The sequence below is a fragment of the Pedobacter montanisoli genome, assembly GCF_022809115.1.
GTDB classification, from domain to species: Bacteria; Bacteroidota; Bacteroidia; order Sphingobacteriales; family Sphingobacteriaceae; genus Pedobacter; species Pedobacter montanisoli.
In genome coordinates this window covers 996664-1013970 of record NZ_JALGBH010000001.1, presented here as the reverse complement: position 1 = coordinate 1013970, position 17307 = coordinate 996664, and the positions used below count along the sequence as shown (strand labels likewise).

Below are 17307 nucleotides of genomic sequence, written 5' to 3'. Positions count from 1 at the left end.
AAAAAAGGGTGTCTGAAATCAAATTCAGACACCCTTTTTAATATACTAATCTCAGTCTATGACTGGAATTTCTTAGCATTAACTTTACGCTCGTTCTCTGTTAAATAGATCTTACGTAAACGCATACTTGCAGGCGTTACCTCAATATACTCGTCTGCCTGTATATATTCCATTGCTTCCTCTAATGAGAATTTAATAGCAGGTGCAATACGAACGTTATCATCAGAACCCGAAGCACGCATATTGGTAAGCTGTTTTCCTTTTACGGCGTTAATTACTAAGTCATTATCTCTAATGTGCTCACCCAAAATCTGTCCTTCGTAAACATCTACTCCCGGATCAATAAAGAAACGACCTCTGTCTTGTAATTTATCAATTGAATATGCAGTAGTCTGTCCTTTATCCATAGAGATCAATACGCCATTCAAACGTCCAGGAATTGTTCCTTTCCATGGCTCATAAGCTTTAAAACGGTGAGCCATAATCGCTTCTCCGGCTGTTGCCGTTAAAACGTTATTACGCAGACCAATGATACCACGAGAAGGGATTTCAAATTCCAAATGCTGTAAATCTCCTTTTGGTTCCATTACCAGTAATTCGCCTTTACGCTGTGTAACCAGTTCTATTACTTTACCAGATACATCGCCCGGAACATCAACAATTAAAGTTTCTACCGGCTCACATTTTACGCCATCAATCTCTTTAACGATTACCTGTGGCTGACCTACCTGTAACTCATAACCTTCACGACGCATAGTTTCAATTAAAACTGACAAGTGCAGAATACCTCTTCCGTACACCAACCAAGCATCAGGCGATTCGGTTTCAACAACTTTTAACGCCAGGTTTTTCTCCATTTCTTTAAGCAAGCGCTCTTTGATACGTTGAGAAGTTACCAATTTACCCTCTTTACCAAAAAACGGTGAGTTGTTAATGGTAAACAACATGTTCATGGTAGGTTCATCTATTTTAATTACAGGTAATTGTTCAGGCGCATCAAAATCTGCAATGGTATCGCCAATATCAAAACCTTCAATACCTACAACTGCACATATATCACCAGATTTAACTTCAGAAGCTTTTACCTTACCTAAACCGTCAAAAGTATAAAGTTCTTTTACACGTGATTTTACCATTTTGCCATCACGCTTAATTAAAGTAACCGGTTGGTTTTCTTTAATTACACCACGGTGTACACGACCAATAGCAATACGACCTACAAATGAAGAATAATCTAATGAGGTAATCTGCATTTGTAAAGTTCCTTCATTTAATGGCGCTGCAGGAATATGCTCTACAATCGCATCTAAAAGAGGGAAAAAATTATCTGTTGGTTGTTTGTAATCTGTGCTCATCCAACCGTTTTTAGAAGAGCCGTATATTACCGGAAAATCTAATTGATCTTCTGTAGCTTCAAGGTTAAAGAACAACTCAAAGATCTGCTCATGCACCTCTTCAGGGCGACAGTTCTCTTTATCAACCTTATTAATTACAACAATTGGTTTTAAACCTAATGACAATGCCTTTTGCGTTACAAAACGGGTTTGAGGCATAGCACCTTCAAAAGCATCGCAAAGTAATAAAACGCCATCGGCCATTTTTAAAACACGTTCTACCTCACCTCCAAAGTCGGCGTGGCCAGGAGTATCAATAATGTTTATTTTGATATCCTTGTATTTAACCGAAACGTTTTTTGAAACAATGGTAATACCACGCTCACGTTCCAAATCGTTGTTATCAAGAATTAAATCTCCTGTTTGCTCGTTATCTCTGAAAATAGCGCAGGCATGTAAAATTTTGTCAACCGTAGTTGTTTTACCATGGTCAACGTGTGCAATAATTGCGATGTTTCTGATATTTTGCATATATATGCTTCTGTAAAAATTAGGGCGCAAAGTTAAGGTTTTTCATCGAAAAACTGAAGATTTAAGCGTGTTAAAATTCAATATTCTTTTTGTTAAATTTTGAATATCAACAGGTTCTAAACGCTACTTAACTGCATAACACAGGTTTGACCTTCAGCAGGCTAACCGTTTTTTTGCACAGATTTTACCAATAATTTATAGACATAACACAACTTAAAACATAAAATAGCCGATTAATACGGATATTTGAAAAAGAAGAGCTAATTTGCTTCTGTTACAAACAAAGAGATAAGTGTTGCTTTATTCCAGACATGAACAAATTTACATTAGGTGTTGAAGAAGAGTACATGGTTATTGACCCTGTTACGCGAGAGCTAGCCTCACACGAGCAAAAAATTGTGGAAGCGGCACAAAAAATATACAAAGATCAGGTAAAGGCCGAAATGCATCAAGCCGTAGTTGAGGTAGGTACGGGTATATGTCGCGATACAGAGCAGGCCCGTAAAGAAATAGGACAATTACGCAATACAGTTGCTCAGCTGGCAGGAGAAGAAGGTTTTAAAATTGGCGCGGCAGGAACCCATCCCTTTTCTCATTGGGAGAAACAATTAATCACTGATCATCCACGTTACAGCAATATTGTAAATGAGTTACAGGAAGCAGCCCGATCAAATCTGATTTTTGGCTTGCATGTACATGTGGGTTTCCAATCCAGAGAACTGGCTATACATATTGCTAACCAGGTACGTTATTTCCTACCCCATGTTTTTGCACTTTCCACCAATTCGCCCTTTTGGGAAGGCAGAAATACAGGCTACAAATCTTTCAGAACCAAAGTATTTGATAAGTTTCCTCGTACCGGAATACCTGATGCTTTTAACAGTATTGAAGATTATGACAATTATGTAAAGCTGCTGATTAAAACTAATTGTATAGATAATGCCAAAAAAATCTGGTGGGATATCCGGGTACATCCTTTTTATGAAACCATAGAATTCAGGATTTGTGATTGCCCGATGCTGATTGATGAATCAATGGCTATTACGGCCCTTTTCCAAGCTTTATGCGTTAAATTATATAAATTACGTTTACAGAATTTAAATTTCATTACTTATTCACGTGCCCTGATTAATGAAAATAAATGGCGAGCGGCCCGTTATGGCTTAGATGGCAACCTGATCGATTTCGGAAAAGAAATGGAAGTGAACTGCCGAAATCTCATCTTAGAATTATTAGATTTTGTAGATGATGTGGTAGATGATTTAGGCAGCCGCAATGACATCAATTACATTCAGAAAATACTTGAAACCGGCACAGGTGCAGATAAGCAGTTAGCCGTTTATGAACAAACCTTGAGCTACCCTGCTGTAGTAGATTATATTACTTCTCAAACCTTAATCAATACTGTATAGAGAATATGACAAAACCTAACTTTAAAGTTGCCATCATAGATATGAATAACGGAGCTCCTAATCAGGGCATGCGAAACATTTTCGAAATTCTGGATCATTATCAACAGCAAAATGAAGTTAAGTTTAGTCTTGAAGTTTATGATACCCGTAAAAAAGGAGAAATCCCAAATCTTGATCATGATATTTACATCTCAAGCGGTGGCCCAGGCAGTCCGCACGATGGAGAAAAGATGAAGTGGGAGAAAGATTTTTTTGCTCTTCTTGATCAGATAGATGAACACAACCACACAAAGGAAGATAAAAAATTCGTTTTTCTGATTTGTCATTCGTTTCAACTAGGATGTCGTAAATACAAATTAGGTCAGGTTATACCAAGAGGCTCAAATCTGTTTGGGATATTCCCTACTTTTTTAACTGATGCGGGGTTAAATGAAGTTGTTTTTAGAGGATTACACAATCCTGTATATGCTGTTGACAGCAGAAAATGGCAGGTTGTACAACCTGATCTTGCGCTGTTCAAACAAAAAGGAGCCTCTATATTGGCCATTGAACGAGAAAGAGAACATCCTGAACTAGAGCGCTGCATTATGGCAATCAGGTTTTCAGCTTATATGGTAGGCACGCAATTTCATCCCGAAGCAGACCCTATTGGCATGAAAATACATTTTTACCAGGAAGAAAAAAAGGCTGTAATCGTTAAAAATAATGGCATAAATGCTTACAATGAAATGCTCGAACAACTCAATGACCCCAATAAATTAGCCTTAACACATCATACAGTACTTCCCAATTTCTTAAGTCAGGCTATCAATTATGATCATACATTGTAACTTTATATTATGATAAAGGAGCTGAGGCAAGAATTTAATCGAAATTTTTCGGAAGAGAAATACCAAAACTTTCTGAGCAGCCTAAATGTGGGTTATCCAAAAATTCCTTTCAGAGTAGCTGAAACACCTGTGTTTATTCCTGATGAGCTTAAACAGAAACTAATCAAAGCAGGCGATGATATTTTAAATTTTATTAAACAGCCTAACTTTAAAGAGCTTACAGATAAAGCTATTCCTGCCAAGTGGTTTGTACCAAATGAAAATGCACATCCCCATTTTGTCGTAATGGATTTTGGCATACATCAGAACCAGAATGGTGAGCTGCTTCCTATGCTTATTGAAATGCAGGGCTTTCCTTCTCTATTCGGTTTCCAAACCTTATTAGCTGAAAAATATGTCAGCAGTTATCAGCTCAATCCACTTTTAACTTCTTATTTTGGTAATTTTGATACCCACTCTTACTTCAACCTGCTTAAAAAAGTAATTGTTGGAGATGAGGATCCTTCACAGGTGGCTCTTATGGATATAGATGCACCACATCAAAAGACAGCTATTGATTTTTACATTACAGCCCAAAAACTGGGGATTAAAATCCTGTCGATTACAGATATTAAGAAAAGAGGCAGGTCACTTTTTTACATTGAAGAAGGAAAAGAAATACAACTGAAAAGAATATATAACCGTTTAATATTTGATGAAGTAGCTGATAATTTATCTGTTTTTAAAGAAGGATTTGACCCCAGGGAGGAGCTAGATATAAAATGGATAACACATCCAAACTGGTTTTATCGCATTAGCAAATATACCATGCCTTTTTTGAAGAGCCCGTTTATACCCGAAACCTCTTTTCTTGATAAAGTATCATTTCTACCAGCAGACCTGGAAAATTATGTATTAAAACCGCTTTTTAGTTTTGCAGGTTCGGGTGTAATTATTGATGTAACCCAACAGGATATAAAGAACATTAAGAATCCCGAAAACTGGATCTTACAACGTAAAGTTAATTATAGCCCCGTGGTTGAAGCGCCAAATGGTGGAGTTAAGGTAGAAATTAGGCTAATGTATATCTGGCCTGATCATGAAGAGCCACAGCTCTGCATCAATTTAGCCCGTTTAAGCAAAGGTAAGATGATAGGCGTTAGTCATAACAAGGATTTTGACTGGGTAGGCGGAACAACCGGGTTATTTCTTTAATTTTACATAAATCTGAGCCCTGTGATTTTAAGAATGCTATTTTTGTAAAATGGATATACAATTTGTCATTATGGTAATGCTCTTTTTAGGAGCACTATGGTATGTAGGCAGAATTATCTACAGATCAGTAGCACCTAAAAAAGGCTCCTGTGCTTCGGGTTGTGGTAAATGCAGTGCAGATTTTTCTAAAATAACTCCAAAAGAATAAACAGGTGCTTGAGCATTTTCAATTATATCTAAAATCACGCTTACAGCTTACTGATGAACAAGCTGTAGAAGCCACATCATGCCTTAATACCAAGACTTTTAAGAAAGGGCAGGTTATTTTAAGCCCTGGCGATCTGCGTTCAGATAATTATTTTGTAAACAGCGGTTTGTTACGGAGTTTCACCATAGACGAAAAAGGTAAAGAACATATAATACAGTTTGCTCCTGAAAACTGGGTAATCTCTGATCGTGACAGTTCTATCTTTAATGAACCTTCACAGTTATTTATTGATGCCATTGAGCAAACCGAAGTATTAATTGTTCCCAAAGATTTTTTTAGTGACATCAAAAATATTGTTCCTCAAATTTTAGAGCTTAACATTTTGATGCTGCATAACTCTATACGTTTTATGCAAAAAAGAATAAATATGCTTTTAGGTGCCACCGCAGAAGAAAGGTATTTAGATTTTATTAAGCTTTATCCTAATCTTACATTACGAGTACCGCAATGGATGATCGCATCTTATTTAGGCGTTACGCCCGAATCTTTAAGTCGCGTACGTAAAGATCTGGCTCATAAACATTTCAAAAAAGATTAATAATCTCATTTCTTAACATAAATCAATTTCTAACTAAAACTGCTGCCGTAATTTTGTGTTATAAAATTTAAATAAGAATTAAAAAACATAAAATTATGGCAACAATAAAATGGTCTTTAGACCCATCTCACAGTGAACTACAGTTCAAAGTAAAACACTTAATGATTTCTACCGTAACCGGTGATTTTAAATCTTTTTCAGCTGATTTAATTTCAGATGACGAAAACTTTGAAAATATACAGGTAGATTTTAAAGCGGATATGTCAAGCATTGATACCCGCAACCAGGATCGTGATAACCATTTAAAAAGCGGAGACTTTTTTGATGTAGAGAAATATCCTGAAATGACATTTAAATCAACCAGCGTTACAAAAGATGATGACGATTTTGTAGTAACCGGAGATTTAACCATCAAAGGCACCACTAAAGAAGTAAAACTAAAAGCTGAATTAGGCGGTGTAAACACAGATCCTTGGGGTAACACCAAAGCAGGTTTTACCATAAACGGAAAAATTAATCGTGGCGACTTTGGCTTAACCTGGAACGCTGCCCTTGAAACAGGTGGAGTAATGGTTAGCGACGAGGTAAAAATATTAGGTGAGCTACAATTTGTAAAACAAGCCTAATCACATTAAATTAAATAAAGGAGAAAACAATCATGCAAGCAAATGTAAAACAGGTTGCAGGGATCTTAAACCCACCTGCACCTCATATGGTAGGTGATGGATTTAGAGTACATAATTTTTTCCCGGGTGGGTATAAAATTAAAATGGATCCATTCTTTTTGCTTGATTACAATGCCAAAATCGATTTCTCTCCCAGAAATACACCACGGGGTGTAGGCGTACACCCTCATCGTGGCTTTGAAACCGTTACCATTGCATACCAAGGGGCTGTTTCTCATCATGATAGTGCAGGCAATAGCGGAACAATATTTCCGGGAGATATACAATGGATGACTGCCGCCAGCGGCATATTACATAAAGAATACCATGAAGAGAATTTCACAAAAACAGGTGGCCCTTTTCAAATGGTACAACTTTGGGTTAATCTTCCCGCTAAATTCAAAATGAGCAAACCTAAATACCAGACTTTGCAAAAAGATAAAATTGCCCGCTATGATTTTGATGATAAGGGTAGTTATGCAGACATAATTGCCGGAAACTTTAAAGGTATAAAAGGGAGCGCAGATACTTTTAGTCCTATTGAGATGTATAACCTGCATCTTAAAAATAACAGTAAGATAGAGTTTCCCTTACCTGCAGGCTATCATACCGCTTTACTTGTAATAGAAGGGAGCATTACGGTTAATCACAATAAAAAAGCCGAAACTAACCAATTGGTTTATTTTGAAAATGAAGGCGAACTGATCGAGATAGAAGCCAGTGCTGATGCCGTAATCTTAGTTTTAAGTGGGGAACCCATCAATGAACCTATAGCCGCATACGGACCGTTTTTAATGAATAAACCGGAAGAAATAGAACAGGCAATTAACGACTATAACAATGGCAAATTCGGGTATTTAGAAGAGTAATAGCAGTAAATAATCATTTAATAAACGGGTAGTTGAGTTAATCAGCTACCCGTTTATTTGCTAAATCTTCTGTATTAAACAAACCGCATAAGCAACTACGCCTTCTTCTCTGCCAATAAAACCCATCTGCTCGTTAGTTGTAGCTTTGATAGAAATCTCATCTGTAGAAATTCCTGCGGCTTTGGCAATGTTTTCCTGCATCTGAGGTATATGTGGATTAATCTTCGGTGCCTCTATGCAAAGCATGGCATCTATATTTCCTATTTCGTAATTCTTTTCTTTTAAAAGCTTAGCCACTTCTTCCAATAAAATCAGGCTGCTTATTCCTTTCCATCTTTCATCTGTATTTTTAAAATGGAAGCCAATATCTCTGAGATTGGCGGCACCTAAAAGTGCATCACAAATGGCATGTAAAAGCACATCTGCATCAGAATGGCCAAAAGCACCTTTATAATGCTCTAAATTTACGCCTCCTACTATGAATGGATGATTTTCTTTTAATTGGTGAACATCAAAACCAAAACCTACTTTGATTTTCATTTTTTTGTTTCGCGGTCGAAATTAAATATAAGTGTAAAACGTAATGTATTGGCCAAAGGGTTTTTCTGAGGGCTGCCTACCAGATAAGCAAAATCGATATTAAAAACATTATACTTTAGACCTGCCCCTAAAGTAAGGTATCTTCTGTCGCCTTTTTGCGGCGACTCATAAAAATATCCACCTCTTACAGCAAACTGCTGGTTATACCAGTATTCAATACCTGTAGAGATACTAATTTCTTTCAGTTCCTCACTAAAACCTCCCGGAGCATCTGTAAATGATTGAAATATACCCGCAGGCACTGAGACATCCGGATCTTTACCCGCTATAATATTTCCATTGTTATCTCTTATAGGCTGCGTAGGAACCATCAGTTTATTAAAATCCAAACCAATAGTAATCTGATTATAATCATCCAATATAAAAGTAGAAGCTCCGCCAAGTTTAAAATTAGCAGGCAGAAAAGGTTTATCTGCCGCGTCTGAATAATTTACTTTAGTACCGATGTTAGAAAGGTTAATTCCGGCTGAAAGAATAGCATCTTTACCAAACACAATGGTAGGCTTTTTAAAAAAGCCCGATACATCAACCGCAAATGCAGTCCCTGGTTTTTGTTGCCCCCCCGAAATCTGACCAGATGTTAAATTCGAATAAATGAACCTTGCAGTAGTTCCTAATGAAAATTCTTCGCCAAATTTTCTGGCAAAAGTTCCATCAATGGCAAATTCATTAGGATTAAACATTCCCTGTTCATTTCTGTTTTCATCAACCAAAGGAATATTACCTAAAGAAAAATATCTTAACGATGCACCTATGGTAGTACGATCATCGGCTCGGTAGTAACCACTTAGATAAGCTAAATTAATATCTGGCACAAGACTTTTTAACCATGGGCTGTATGAGAGAGAAGCTCCATAAGGCTTTTCCAGAAAAGCCAGTTTAGATGGATTAATACTCATTGCATTTGCATCTGGCAAAACTGCAACTCCGGTTTCTCCCATGGCTCCGGCTCTTGCATCGGGTGTAATTAACAAGAATGGAACACCTGTCATTACGTTATTTGTCCGACTTCCATCCGTATTTTGAGCCTTAGCTTGTATAAGGGTAATACAGCTTAGAATTATCGAGAAAAGTAGAGCCCCGCCATTTTTTAAATTCATGGTTTGTGAGTGTTAAATCTTAAAGCAATCTTAGTTTTTAACGTAATTTTTTCAAAGTTAACAGTTTAACTATTTATTGCAACACAACTATAACGAAAAGGAAAAGACAATAATATATGCCCATTAAAATATATACGTCGGGAATATTTATGAGTAAAAAATTCTACAAACCCAAAGCCTGCTTAATCCCGGTTAAAACACATCATAATGCTATAAAACGCTATGCTTGTTTAAACTACAAAACTGTCTTTGAATGAGCAAAAAACCATCCTTATTACCTCATTTAAAATATTTAAGCAAAAACTTTTTTGTCTCTGTTTCTTTTTTGTGTAATTTTAACTTCGAAAGCCAATTTGTAGAAATTTATGAACAAACTATACTTATACACATTATCTGCATTTCTTAGTGTAGGTCTGCTTGCTTCGTGTGGATCAGGGAAAAAAGGCGGCAATGTGTCGAGCAAAACCGGTTATGCCTATAACAAGCGTGAGAATGGCGGTTTTGAGGTTAACAAAAAGTATAAACGCGGGCCGGGTCCGGGTTTAGTGGAAATTGAGGGTGGTGAATTTATCATGGGCGGAAGTGCTGTTGATGTACCTGGTCAGGATATAGGTGACTATAATTACAAAAGACAAGTTACCGTAAGCTCTTTCTACATGGATGAAACTGAAGTTTCTAACACTGACTGGCTTGAGTATTTACATTGGATTAAAACAAATTTCCCTCAGGACAAAGAATATTACTATACTGCTTTACCCGATACTTTAGTTTGGAGAAGGCCTTTATCCTTTAACGAGCCTTACGTTAACAATTACTTAAGACATCCTGCTTATCAGGATTATCCTGTTGTTGGGGTAAGTTGGGAACAAGCCAATGATTATTGTGACTGGAGAACTGACCGGGTAAATGAGTTATTGTTGAGAGATAAAGGCTACATGACTACGTTTAAAGATCTGAATAAGCCTAGTGCCGCTAATGCAGCTCCAAAAACAAACGGAGAACCTTTTAACACAGAAATATACCTTAATGGTCAGATCAAAGATGTGGGCAAAAAAGCTCCTCAAGACCTGAATAAACCAGGTAAAGGTAACCGCAGACCTGTGCGTCTCGAAGATGGTGTAATTTTACAACCTTACCGTTTACCTACAGAAGCCGAGTGGGAATATGCTGCATTAGGTTTAATTGGTAATACCAAGTATTCAAACATCAACCAGAAAAAAATATACCCGTGGAACGGAATGGGCATTGTCTCTCCTAAAAAACAAACCCGTGGTATGATTCTGGCCAACTTTAAACGAGGTAAAGGAGATTATATGGGTGTTGGCGGTTCATTAAATGATAAAGGTAGTTTAACCATGCCTGTAAGAAGTTTTACTCCTAATGATTTTGGCCTATACAACATGGCTGGAAACGTAAACGAATGGGTAGCCGATGTATACCGTTCAAAAACATTCCAGGCAACAGAAGGTTTAAATCCTTACAGGGGTAATGAATACCAGAATAAGGAAAGAGATGCAAATACTGGCACACTAGCAAAAGACAAGCATGGCATGCCTGTAATGAAACCCGCTATTTCTGGAGTTAAACAAACTTGGTCGCAACTTCTGCAAGACAGCGTTCCGGGAGGTACTTACAATCCTGATCAACGCGGTTACAGAGATCCAGAGGCTAAATTAAGTAACGGTGAGGTATTGACATTGATTAATGATAAATCAAGGGTTTACAAAGGCGGTTCATGGGATGATCAGGCGATCTGGCTAAACCCTGCCTCAAGAAGATATATGCAACAAACAGAATCTACAGCTGATATCGGTTTCCGTTGTGCGATGACCATGTTGGGTGCATCAGAAGTAAAACCTGCAGGTAAACCTCAGTTTAAAGTTGCTCCAGCTAAAGCATTTAAATCTAAATAGTAAGCAATTTGCTCAACAACATAAAAAAACTCCCGTAAATAGGCTTTACGGGAGTTTTTTGCTTTGTAATGAAATATTTTAACATGAGTTAGGGATACTTATCTATGCTCATTTGCTTAAAACCTTTTATAAACTATAAATAGCAGCAGAGGTCGATTTTTAGCTAAAACTGATCAGCAATTCGTTCTTTTCTACTTTATCGCCTTGCTTAACTTCTATCTTTTTTATGACCCCATCTGTTGGTGATTTAATCATGTTCTCCATTTTCATGGCTTCAAGTACCAAAAGACTATCTCCTTTTTTAACCTCTTCTCCTGCCTGTACCAGTACATTTAGAACCAATCCGGGCATAGGAGCCTTAATTTGAGAAACTTTATTTGAAGTCAGATTTTCCAGACCTAATTGTTTTAACAACTGATCATACTGATCTTTAACAGCAACTTGGTAAATATTATTGTTAACCTTTACCGTAGCTTCTTTCTCTTCTTTATTTAATGCAATAACCTCTACGGTATATGATTTGTTGTTATGAAGGAGATGGGTTACATAATCATTTACCTTAATCTGGTCTATATCAATGGCCTCATTGCCCACTATGATCTCTTTATTATTTATTGAAATATCGTAATTAAAATTACCGTTTACTTTTACCTGGTTCATATCAATTGGTTAATGCGTATTGAATTAAGTTGGCTCCCATTCTTAAGGCTTTTAAACGAGTTTCCTGAGTATCTGAAGGGTAAGTACCAAAGTCTTCCCAACCATTGCCAAGATCGCACTCATAAGTATAATAACAAACTACTCTACCTTTATAGATTAGAGCAAAGCCTTGAGGCCTTTTATTATCGTGTTCGTGTATTTTGGGTAGTCCTCCAGGAAACTTAAATTTTTGATGATATATTTTATGATTTGGGGGTAATTCCACAAAATCTAGTTCTGGAAATACTTTTTTCATCTGAGGTCTTATAAATTTATCAAGACCATAATTATCATCTATATGTAGAAAACCTCCCCCTATTAGATATCTGCGTAAATTCAGCGCTTCAGCATCACTAAAAACCACATTGCCATGTCCGGTCATATAAATAAATGAATAATTATATAACTCTTCGCTTCCAACATCTACCACATCTTCGGCAACATAAAAATTAGTAGATAGGTTCTTATTACAAAACTCAATTAGATTAGGAAGTGCTGTACGGTTGGCATACCAATCCCCACCTCCATTATATTTAAGTTTAGCCATTTTATAAGACGGCGATGTAAAACCCATTAAAAGAAAAATCAACAGAATGGGAGAGAAGATCAACCTCTTACGCTTTATCCTTCCACGAAAATCGTTTGAGATGATAGTCTTAATGTTGCCAATCTTAAATTGATTCATCTATTGATATAATTTAGCTCAAAACATGCGGCCAGACCTGCTGTTTCAGTTCTGAGGCGTGTATTGCCTAAAGTTACCGGTTTATAACCATTTTGCAAAGCAGCAGTTATTTCGGCAGGAGAAAAATCGCCTTCGGGACCAATTAGTATTAAATAAGATTGCTGGTTTTTAACCAGTGTATTGATATATTGCTTGTCATTCTCATCCAGACAATGAGCAATCAGTTTATGATTGGCTTTTGCCTGTTGCAGAAACTCTTGTAAGCTTATTGCTTCGTTTAACTTTGGATGATAAGCTTTGATAGATTGTTTAACAGCAGATGTAATTACTTTTTCTAAGCGCTCTGCCTTAATTATTTTACGTTCTGATCTTTCACAGATGAGAGGCGTAATTTCATCTATGCCTATTTCAGTTGCTTTTTCGAGAAACCACTCAAATCTATCGATATTTTTAGTAGGTGCTATGGCAATATGGATATGAAAATCTCTTTTACCATAATCTTTAATGCTGTTAACGACCTTAAGATCTACATTGCGTTTATTTACTGCCGTGATCTCTGCCTCATACAGACCTCCTACTCCATCGATCAGATGTACAGTATCACCTACATTCAGCCTTAATACTTTGCTGCAATGCTTACTTTCTTCTTCGTTTAAAGTATAGGTATTGGTTGTTAGATCGGGAGTATAAAATAAATGCATAAATCTAAAATTTAATGCAGATCTACCATTTCTTCTTTATCTATGATTACTTCCAGCTTTACGGTTTCGATGTTATGCTCAGTTTTTTTCAGTACAGTAAAATTATAACCATAGCATGCTGCCCGCTCTCCCACTTCGGGAATTTTTCCAAAAGCATGTGAAACCAAGCCGCCAACAGTATCAAAATCTTCGTCTTCAGGAAGATCATGGGGCAAATGCTCATTTACATCATATACCGTGGCATAAGCATTTACAATAAATTCTGTATCAGATATCTTTTCAACAATAGGTTTCTCTTCATCATACTCATCCTGAATTTCACCTACCAGCTCTTCAACAATATCTTCTAAGGTTACCATTCCGGCTGTACCTCCAAACTCATCTAAAACAATTGCAATTTGAATGCGCTTTAACTGAAGTTCGCTTAACAAATCATTGATTTTTTTAGTTTCAGGGATGAAATAAGCCTTTCTAATGATGTCTCTTAATGCCCATTCTTTGTTATCGGCAAGTAAAGGAAGGATATCTTTTGCGTGAATTATACCCACTATTTTATCCATTGTATCAACATACACCGGTAAACGGGAGTAACCTTCTCTCACAATCATCTCCACAACCTCATTATTCTTTGAGTTGATATCTATACCTGCAATCTTTGTACGTGGCACCATAATGCTTCTAACCACACGCTCATTAAAATCAAAAACATTTTTAATCAGTTCGTGTTCGTTGGTATCTAAAGCACCACTTTCTTTACCCTGCTCTAACAGGTAATGCAATTCTTCTGTACTATGGGATGATTCGTGCCCTCCGGCAACAATGCCAAAAGGTTTAAGTATTAAAGTAGCAAAACCGTTTAACAGCCAAATTATAGGTCGACCTATAATATAAAAAGCATGCAATGGAAAAGCAACAAATAAAGTGGTAGCTACTGGTCTTTGTATGGCCAGACTTTTAGGTGCCAATTCTCCAAATACAATATGCATTATGGTGATAATTGAAAAAGCTATTACAGTAGAAATAGATGTAATTAAGGTTTCGCTAAACCCAACATTAAGCAATGCATCATGTATAATCTCATGCATTACTCTTTCCCCTACCCAACCTAAGCCCAGAGAAGCTAAGGTAATACCTAACTGGGTAGCTGCCAGATAGCCATCAAGATGGTTAACAATGTGTTTTGCCATCTTGCCAACGCCACTTCCTGACTTTGCTTTTATTTCAATTTGCGAACCTCTAACTTTTACAATAGAGAATTCTGCGGCTACAAAAAAGCCGTTTAAAAGCACTAAAAACAAAGTCAAGAATATATCCCAGGCCATTATTAAGCGTTGTTTCTAAAAGTTTTATTATAAAGCTCTATACTTTCCTGTATTACTTTATGCGCATAACGCACACCTAACAGATGTTCTATAGTAACCTGTTTGTTTTCTAAGGCCTTGTAATCCTGAAAAAATTTCACAATTTCTTTCATGGTATGTGGAGGCAGATCAGGTAAATCATTAATATAATTCAATGATGGATCATTTTTAGCCACAGCAATAATCTTGTCATCTTGCTCGCCATTATCAACCATATGCATTACACCGATAACTTTCGCTTCGATGATAGTCATAGGAAAAACATCTACAGAACACAAAACAAGGATATCTAACGGATCGTTATCATCACAAAAAGTTTGTGGAATAAAGCCATAATTTGCCGGATACATTACAGAAGAAAAAAGTACTCTATCTAATTTGATCAGGCTTGAATTTTTATCGATCTCGTATTTTGCTTTTGATCCTTTTGGAATTTCGATGATTGCGTTAACTACTTCGGGTAATTCTTCTCCCGGAGATACACTGTGCCACGGATGGTGCTCGTCTTTACTCATTTTTATTCTTAAACTCTAATTCTTAGTTATTATTATCGTTTTTTGACAACTTTTCTCTTACAAAGGTAATAAGTAATGGTATAGTTGTAATTAAAATAAATCCAATTATGATATAAATTAGATATTCTTCTATTTGTCTAGCAAAACTTTTGCCTAAAAAATAACCCAGCAGGGTTAATGAAAAAATCCACAAAATTGCACCTGAAATATTGTAGAACGCAAATTTCTTAAACTCCAGTCTTACTATACCTGCTATGATGGGTGCAAAGGTTCTGACAATTGGCACAAAACGTCCCATAATAAGGGCAAATGCTCCTTGCTTTCGATAATAGCTCTCAGCAGATTTCAGGTATCTTTTCTTAAAAAAGAAAGTATCTTTTCTGGTATATAAGACAGGCCCCGTTTTTTTACCAAACCAATAGCCTGTAAAATTACCCAGTATGGCTGCAGCACATAAGCTAAAAACAAGCGTATAAATGCTTACATCAAGCTTACCGGTTGCCACAAACATGCCTGCTAAAAATAGAAGGTAATCGCCGGGCAAGAAAAAACCGAAAAAAAGACCTGTTTCTGCAAAAATTACAAATACAACCAAATAAAACCCGCCTTCTTTTAGAAGCTTCTCAGGATCTATCAAATGATGTAATGAATTTAAAAATTCTTGCATGTTGAAATATTTGTAAAACTACAAATAATTCTGTATATCACTATTATTCTATATGATGTTTAAAATAATATTAGGATAGATACCAATCAGCAATATACCTACCACAGACAATGCGAAAACCAATTTATATTGCATTGGTGTTTCAAGTGCTACATCATGTCCTTCTTTGAAATACATAGCCACAATCACTTTGAAATAGTAATAGAAGCCTATTAAAGCATTTAATATAGCTATTACCAATAAAAGTAAATGGTATCCGTGCATAACATTCAGAAACATCAGGTATTTACCAATAAATCCTGCCGTTAATGGAATTCCCGCCATTGACAACATGGCAACAGTTAACGCAAATGCAATAAAAGGGTTTTTCTTAGCTAAACCGTTAAAGCTCTCTATAACATCGCTGCCTGTTTTTTGTTTAACCAATATCAATACCGCAAAAGCAATTACGCTCGCCAATGTATAAGCAGAAGCATAAACAAAAATATTGTTAGCAGAAGCCGAACTGATAATGATCAGTGAGAACAACAAATATCCGGCATGCGAAATACTTGAATACGCCAGCATACGCTTAAAGCTTTTCTGGTACAACGCAGTGATGTTTCCAACACATAGCGTTACAATTACAATGATACCTAAAGCTGGAGTCCAAAAATCATGTAAAGGTTCAAATGCGCCAGCAAAAAGTCTCAAGAATGCAGCAAAGCCTGCAGTTTTAACTACAGTTGCCATGAAAGTTGTAATCAAGGTTGGCGCACCTTCATACACATCTGGAGTCCAGAAATGAAAAGGAGCTGCTCCTACTTTGAAACATAAACCAATCATAATTAATATGATACCCGGATAAAATAATGGCGATACAGTTGTAATGCTGTTAACCAGATTATTTTGGATAACATCAATATCAAAAGAACCTGTAGCTCCATAAATAAGGGTAATACCAAACAACAGGAATCCTGTTGAGAAAGCTCCCATCAGGAAATATTTTAATGATGCTTCATTTGATGCAAAATTCAGCTTTCTGATACCTGCAAGGATATACAAGTTCACAGACATGATTTCTATTCCTATAAACAACATTGAAAGGTTTTTATAGGATACCATCATGATAATACCAGACAATGCAAACAAAATCAGCGTGAAATATTCTGCTATGTTCTTGCTATTGCTGGCAAAGTAATTTTGTGTTAGTAAGAATATCAGTAAAGTACTGATAATGGAAATACCTGAAAAAGCCAATGCAAAATTATCTACATGGAGCATTCCGTAATAGGTTACAGGATTGTTCCAGCTGCAAACGGTAAATCCGAAAGCAATCAATAATCCCAGGAGTGTTAAAGGCAATAATGCTTTTTTAGCTTTAAACAAACCTGCATAAAGTACTACTAAAGCCGTTACGGCGATGGTTATAATTATATTCATCTG

The 17307-nt window shown here is 36.5% G+C and carries 18 protein-coding genes; 8 read left to right on the top strand and 10 right to left on the bottom strand.

Features of this window, described 5'->3' with window-relative positions; all coding sequences use genetic code 11:
* Positions 1–56 precede the first annotated feature (56 nt).
* A complete protein-coding gene (gene typA / locus MMF97_RS04445; protein ID WP_243359793.1) occupies positions 57–1865 on the bottom strand; it encodes a translational GTPase TypA in 1809 nt (602 codons plus the stop codon).
* Positions 1866–2176: 311 nt separating this feature from the next.
* Here typA and MMF97_RS04440 point away from each other — a divergent pair, with 311 nt between their 5' ends.
* From MMF97_RS04440 to MMF97_RS04410, 7 genes are all read left to right on the top strand, one after another.
* On the top strand, positions 2177–3277 hold the full coding sequence (locus MMF97_RS04440) for a carboxylate-amine ligase (RefSeq protein WP_243359791.1): 1101 nt from the start codon (positions 2177–2179) through the stop codon (positions 3275–3277).
* 5 nt (positions 3278–3282) lie between these two features.
* Complete coding sequence (locus MMF97_RS04435; RefSeq protein WP_243359789.1) at positions 3283–4107, top strand: glutamine amidotransferase-related protein; 825 nt, start codon at positions 3283–3285, stop codon at positions 4105–4107.
* A gap of 9 nt (positions 4108–4116) precedes the next feature.
* Positions 4117–5301 (top strand): hypothetical protein, encoded by a 1185-nt coding sequence (locus MMF97_RS04430; RefSeq protein ID WP_243359787.1) that lies wholly within the window; start codon positions 4117–4119, stop codon positions 5299–5301.
* Between the two features lie 49 nt (positions 5302–5350).
* Entirely contained in the window at positions 5351–5509 is a 159-nt protein-coding gene (locus tag MMF97_RS04425) for a FeoB-associated Cys-rich membrane protein (RefSeq protein WP_243359785.1), read from the top strand.
* Between the two features lie 4 nt (positions 5510–5513).
* Complete coding sequence (locus tag MMF97_RS04420) at positions 5514–6107, top strand: Crp/Fnr family transcriptional regulator (RefSeq protein WP_243359783.1); 594 nt, start codon at positions 5514–5516, stop codon at positions 6105–6107.
* A 95-nt stretch (positions 6108–6202) separates the two neighbouring features.
* Positions 6203–6733: a YceI family protein gene (locus MMF97_RS04415; protein WP_243359781.1), complete on the top strand. Its 531-nt coding sequence runs from the start codon at positions 6203–6205 to the stop codon at positions 6731–6733.
* Positions 6734–6765: 32 nt separating this feature from the next.
* Positions 6766–7641 (top strand): pirin family protein, encoded by an 876-nt coding sequence (locus tag MMF97_RS04410; RefSeq protein WP_243359780.1) that lies wholly within the window; start codon positions 6766–6768, stop codon positions 7639–7641.
* A gap of 60 nt (positions 7642–7701) precedes the next feature.
* Here MMF97_RS04410 and ispF read toward each other — a convergent pair whose 3' ends face one another.
* Entirely contained in the window at positions 7702–8181 is a 480-nt protein-coding gene (ispF, locus tag MMF97_RS04405; RefSeq protein ID WP_243359777.1) for a 2-C-methyl-D-erythritol 2,4-cyclodiphosphate synthase, read from the bottom strand.
* Positions 8178–9341: a type IX secretion system outer membrane channel protein PorV gene (porV, locus tag MMF97_RS04400; RefSeq protein ID WP_243359760.1), complete on the bottom strand. Its 1164-nt coding sequence runs from the start codon at positions 9339–9341 to the stop codon at positions 8178–8180. Before porV ends, ispF begins: the two co-directional genes overlap by 4 nt.
* 365 nt (positions 9342–9706) lie before the next feature.
* Here porV and MMF97_RS04395 point away from each other — a divergent pair, with 365 nt between their 5' ends.
* Positions 9707–11254, top strand: a complete 1548-nt coding sequence (locus MMF97_RS04395) for an SUMF1/EgtB/PvdO family nonheme iron enzyme (protein WP_243359758.1) — start codon at positions 9707–9709, stop codon at positions 11252–11254.
* A gap of 159 nt (positions 11255–11413) precedes the next feature.
* Here the strand turns inward: MMF97_RS04395 and MMF97_RS04390 are convergent, their stop codons facing one another.
* From MMF97_RS04390 to MMF97_RS04360, 7 genes are all read right to left on the bottom strand, one after another.
* Positions 11414–11914, bottom strand: coding sequence for a biotin/lipoyl-containing protein (locus MMF97_RS04390; RefSeq protein ID WP_243359730.1), 501 nt, complete (start codon positions 11912–11914; stop codon positions 11414–11416).
* A gap of 1 nt (position 11915) precedes the next feature.
* On the bottom strand, positions 11916–12527 hold the full coding sequence (locus MMF97_RS04385) for a DUF4159 domain-containing protein (RefSeq protein ID WP_243361166.1): 612 nt from the start codon (positions 12525–12527) through the stop codon (positions 11916–11918).
* Between the two features lie 107 nt (positions 12528–12634).
* The gene (locus MMF97_RS04380) at positions 12635–13339 is read right to left on the bottom strand and encodes a 16S rRNA (uracil(1498)-N(3))-methyltransferase (RefSeq protein ID WP_243359728.1); all 705 of its coding nucleotides are present in this window, start codon (positions 13337–13339) and stop codon (positions 12635–12637) included.
* An 11-nt stretch (positions 13340–13350) separates the two neighbouring features.
* Positions 13351–14661: a hemolysin family protein gene (locus MMF97_RS04375; protein ID WP_243359725.1), complete on the bottom strand. Its 1311-nt coding sequence runs from the start codon at positions 14659–14661 to the stop codon at positions 13351–13353.
* A gap of 2 nt (positions 14662–14663) precedes the next feature.
* Positions 14664–15215: an inorganic diphosphatase gene (locus MMF97_RS04370; RefSeq protein WP_243359716.1), complete on the bottom strand. Its 552-nt coding sequence runs from the start codon at positions 15213–15215 to the stop codon at positions 14664–14666.
* 22 nt (positions 15216–15237) lie between these two features.
* Positions 15238–15882, bottom strand: coding sequence for a DedA family protein (locus MMF97_RS04365; protein ID WP_243359714.1), 645 nt, complete (start codon positions 15880–15882; stop codon positions 15238–15240).
* A 48-nt stretch (positions 15883–15930) separates the two neighbouring features.
* On the bottom strand, positions 15931–17304 hold the full coding sequence (locus tag MMF97_RS04360; RefSeq protein WP_243359712.1) for an NADH-quinone oxidoreductase subunit N: 1374 nt from the start codon (positions 17302–17304) through the stop codon (positions 15931–15933).
* Positions 17305–17307 lie beyond the last annotated feature (3 nt).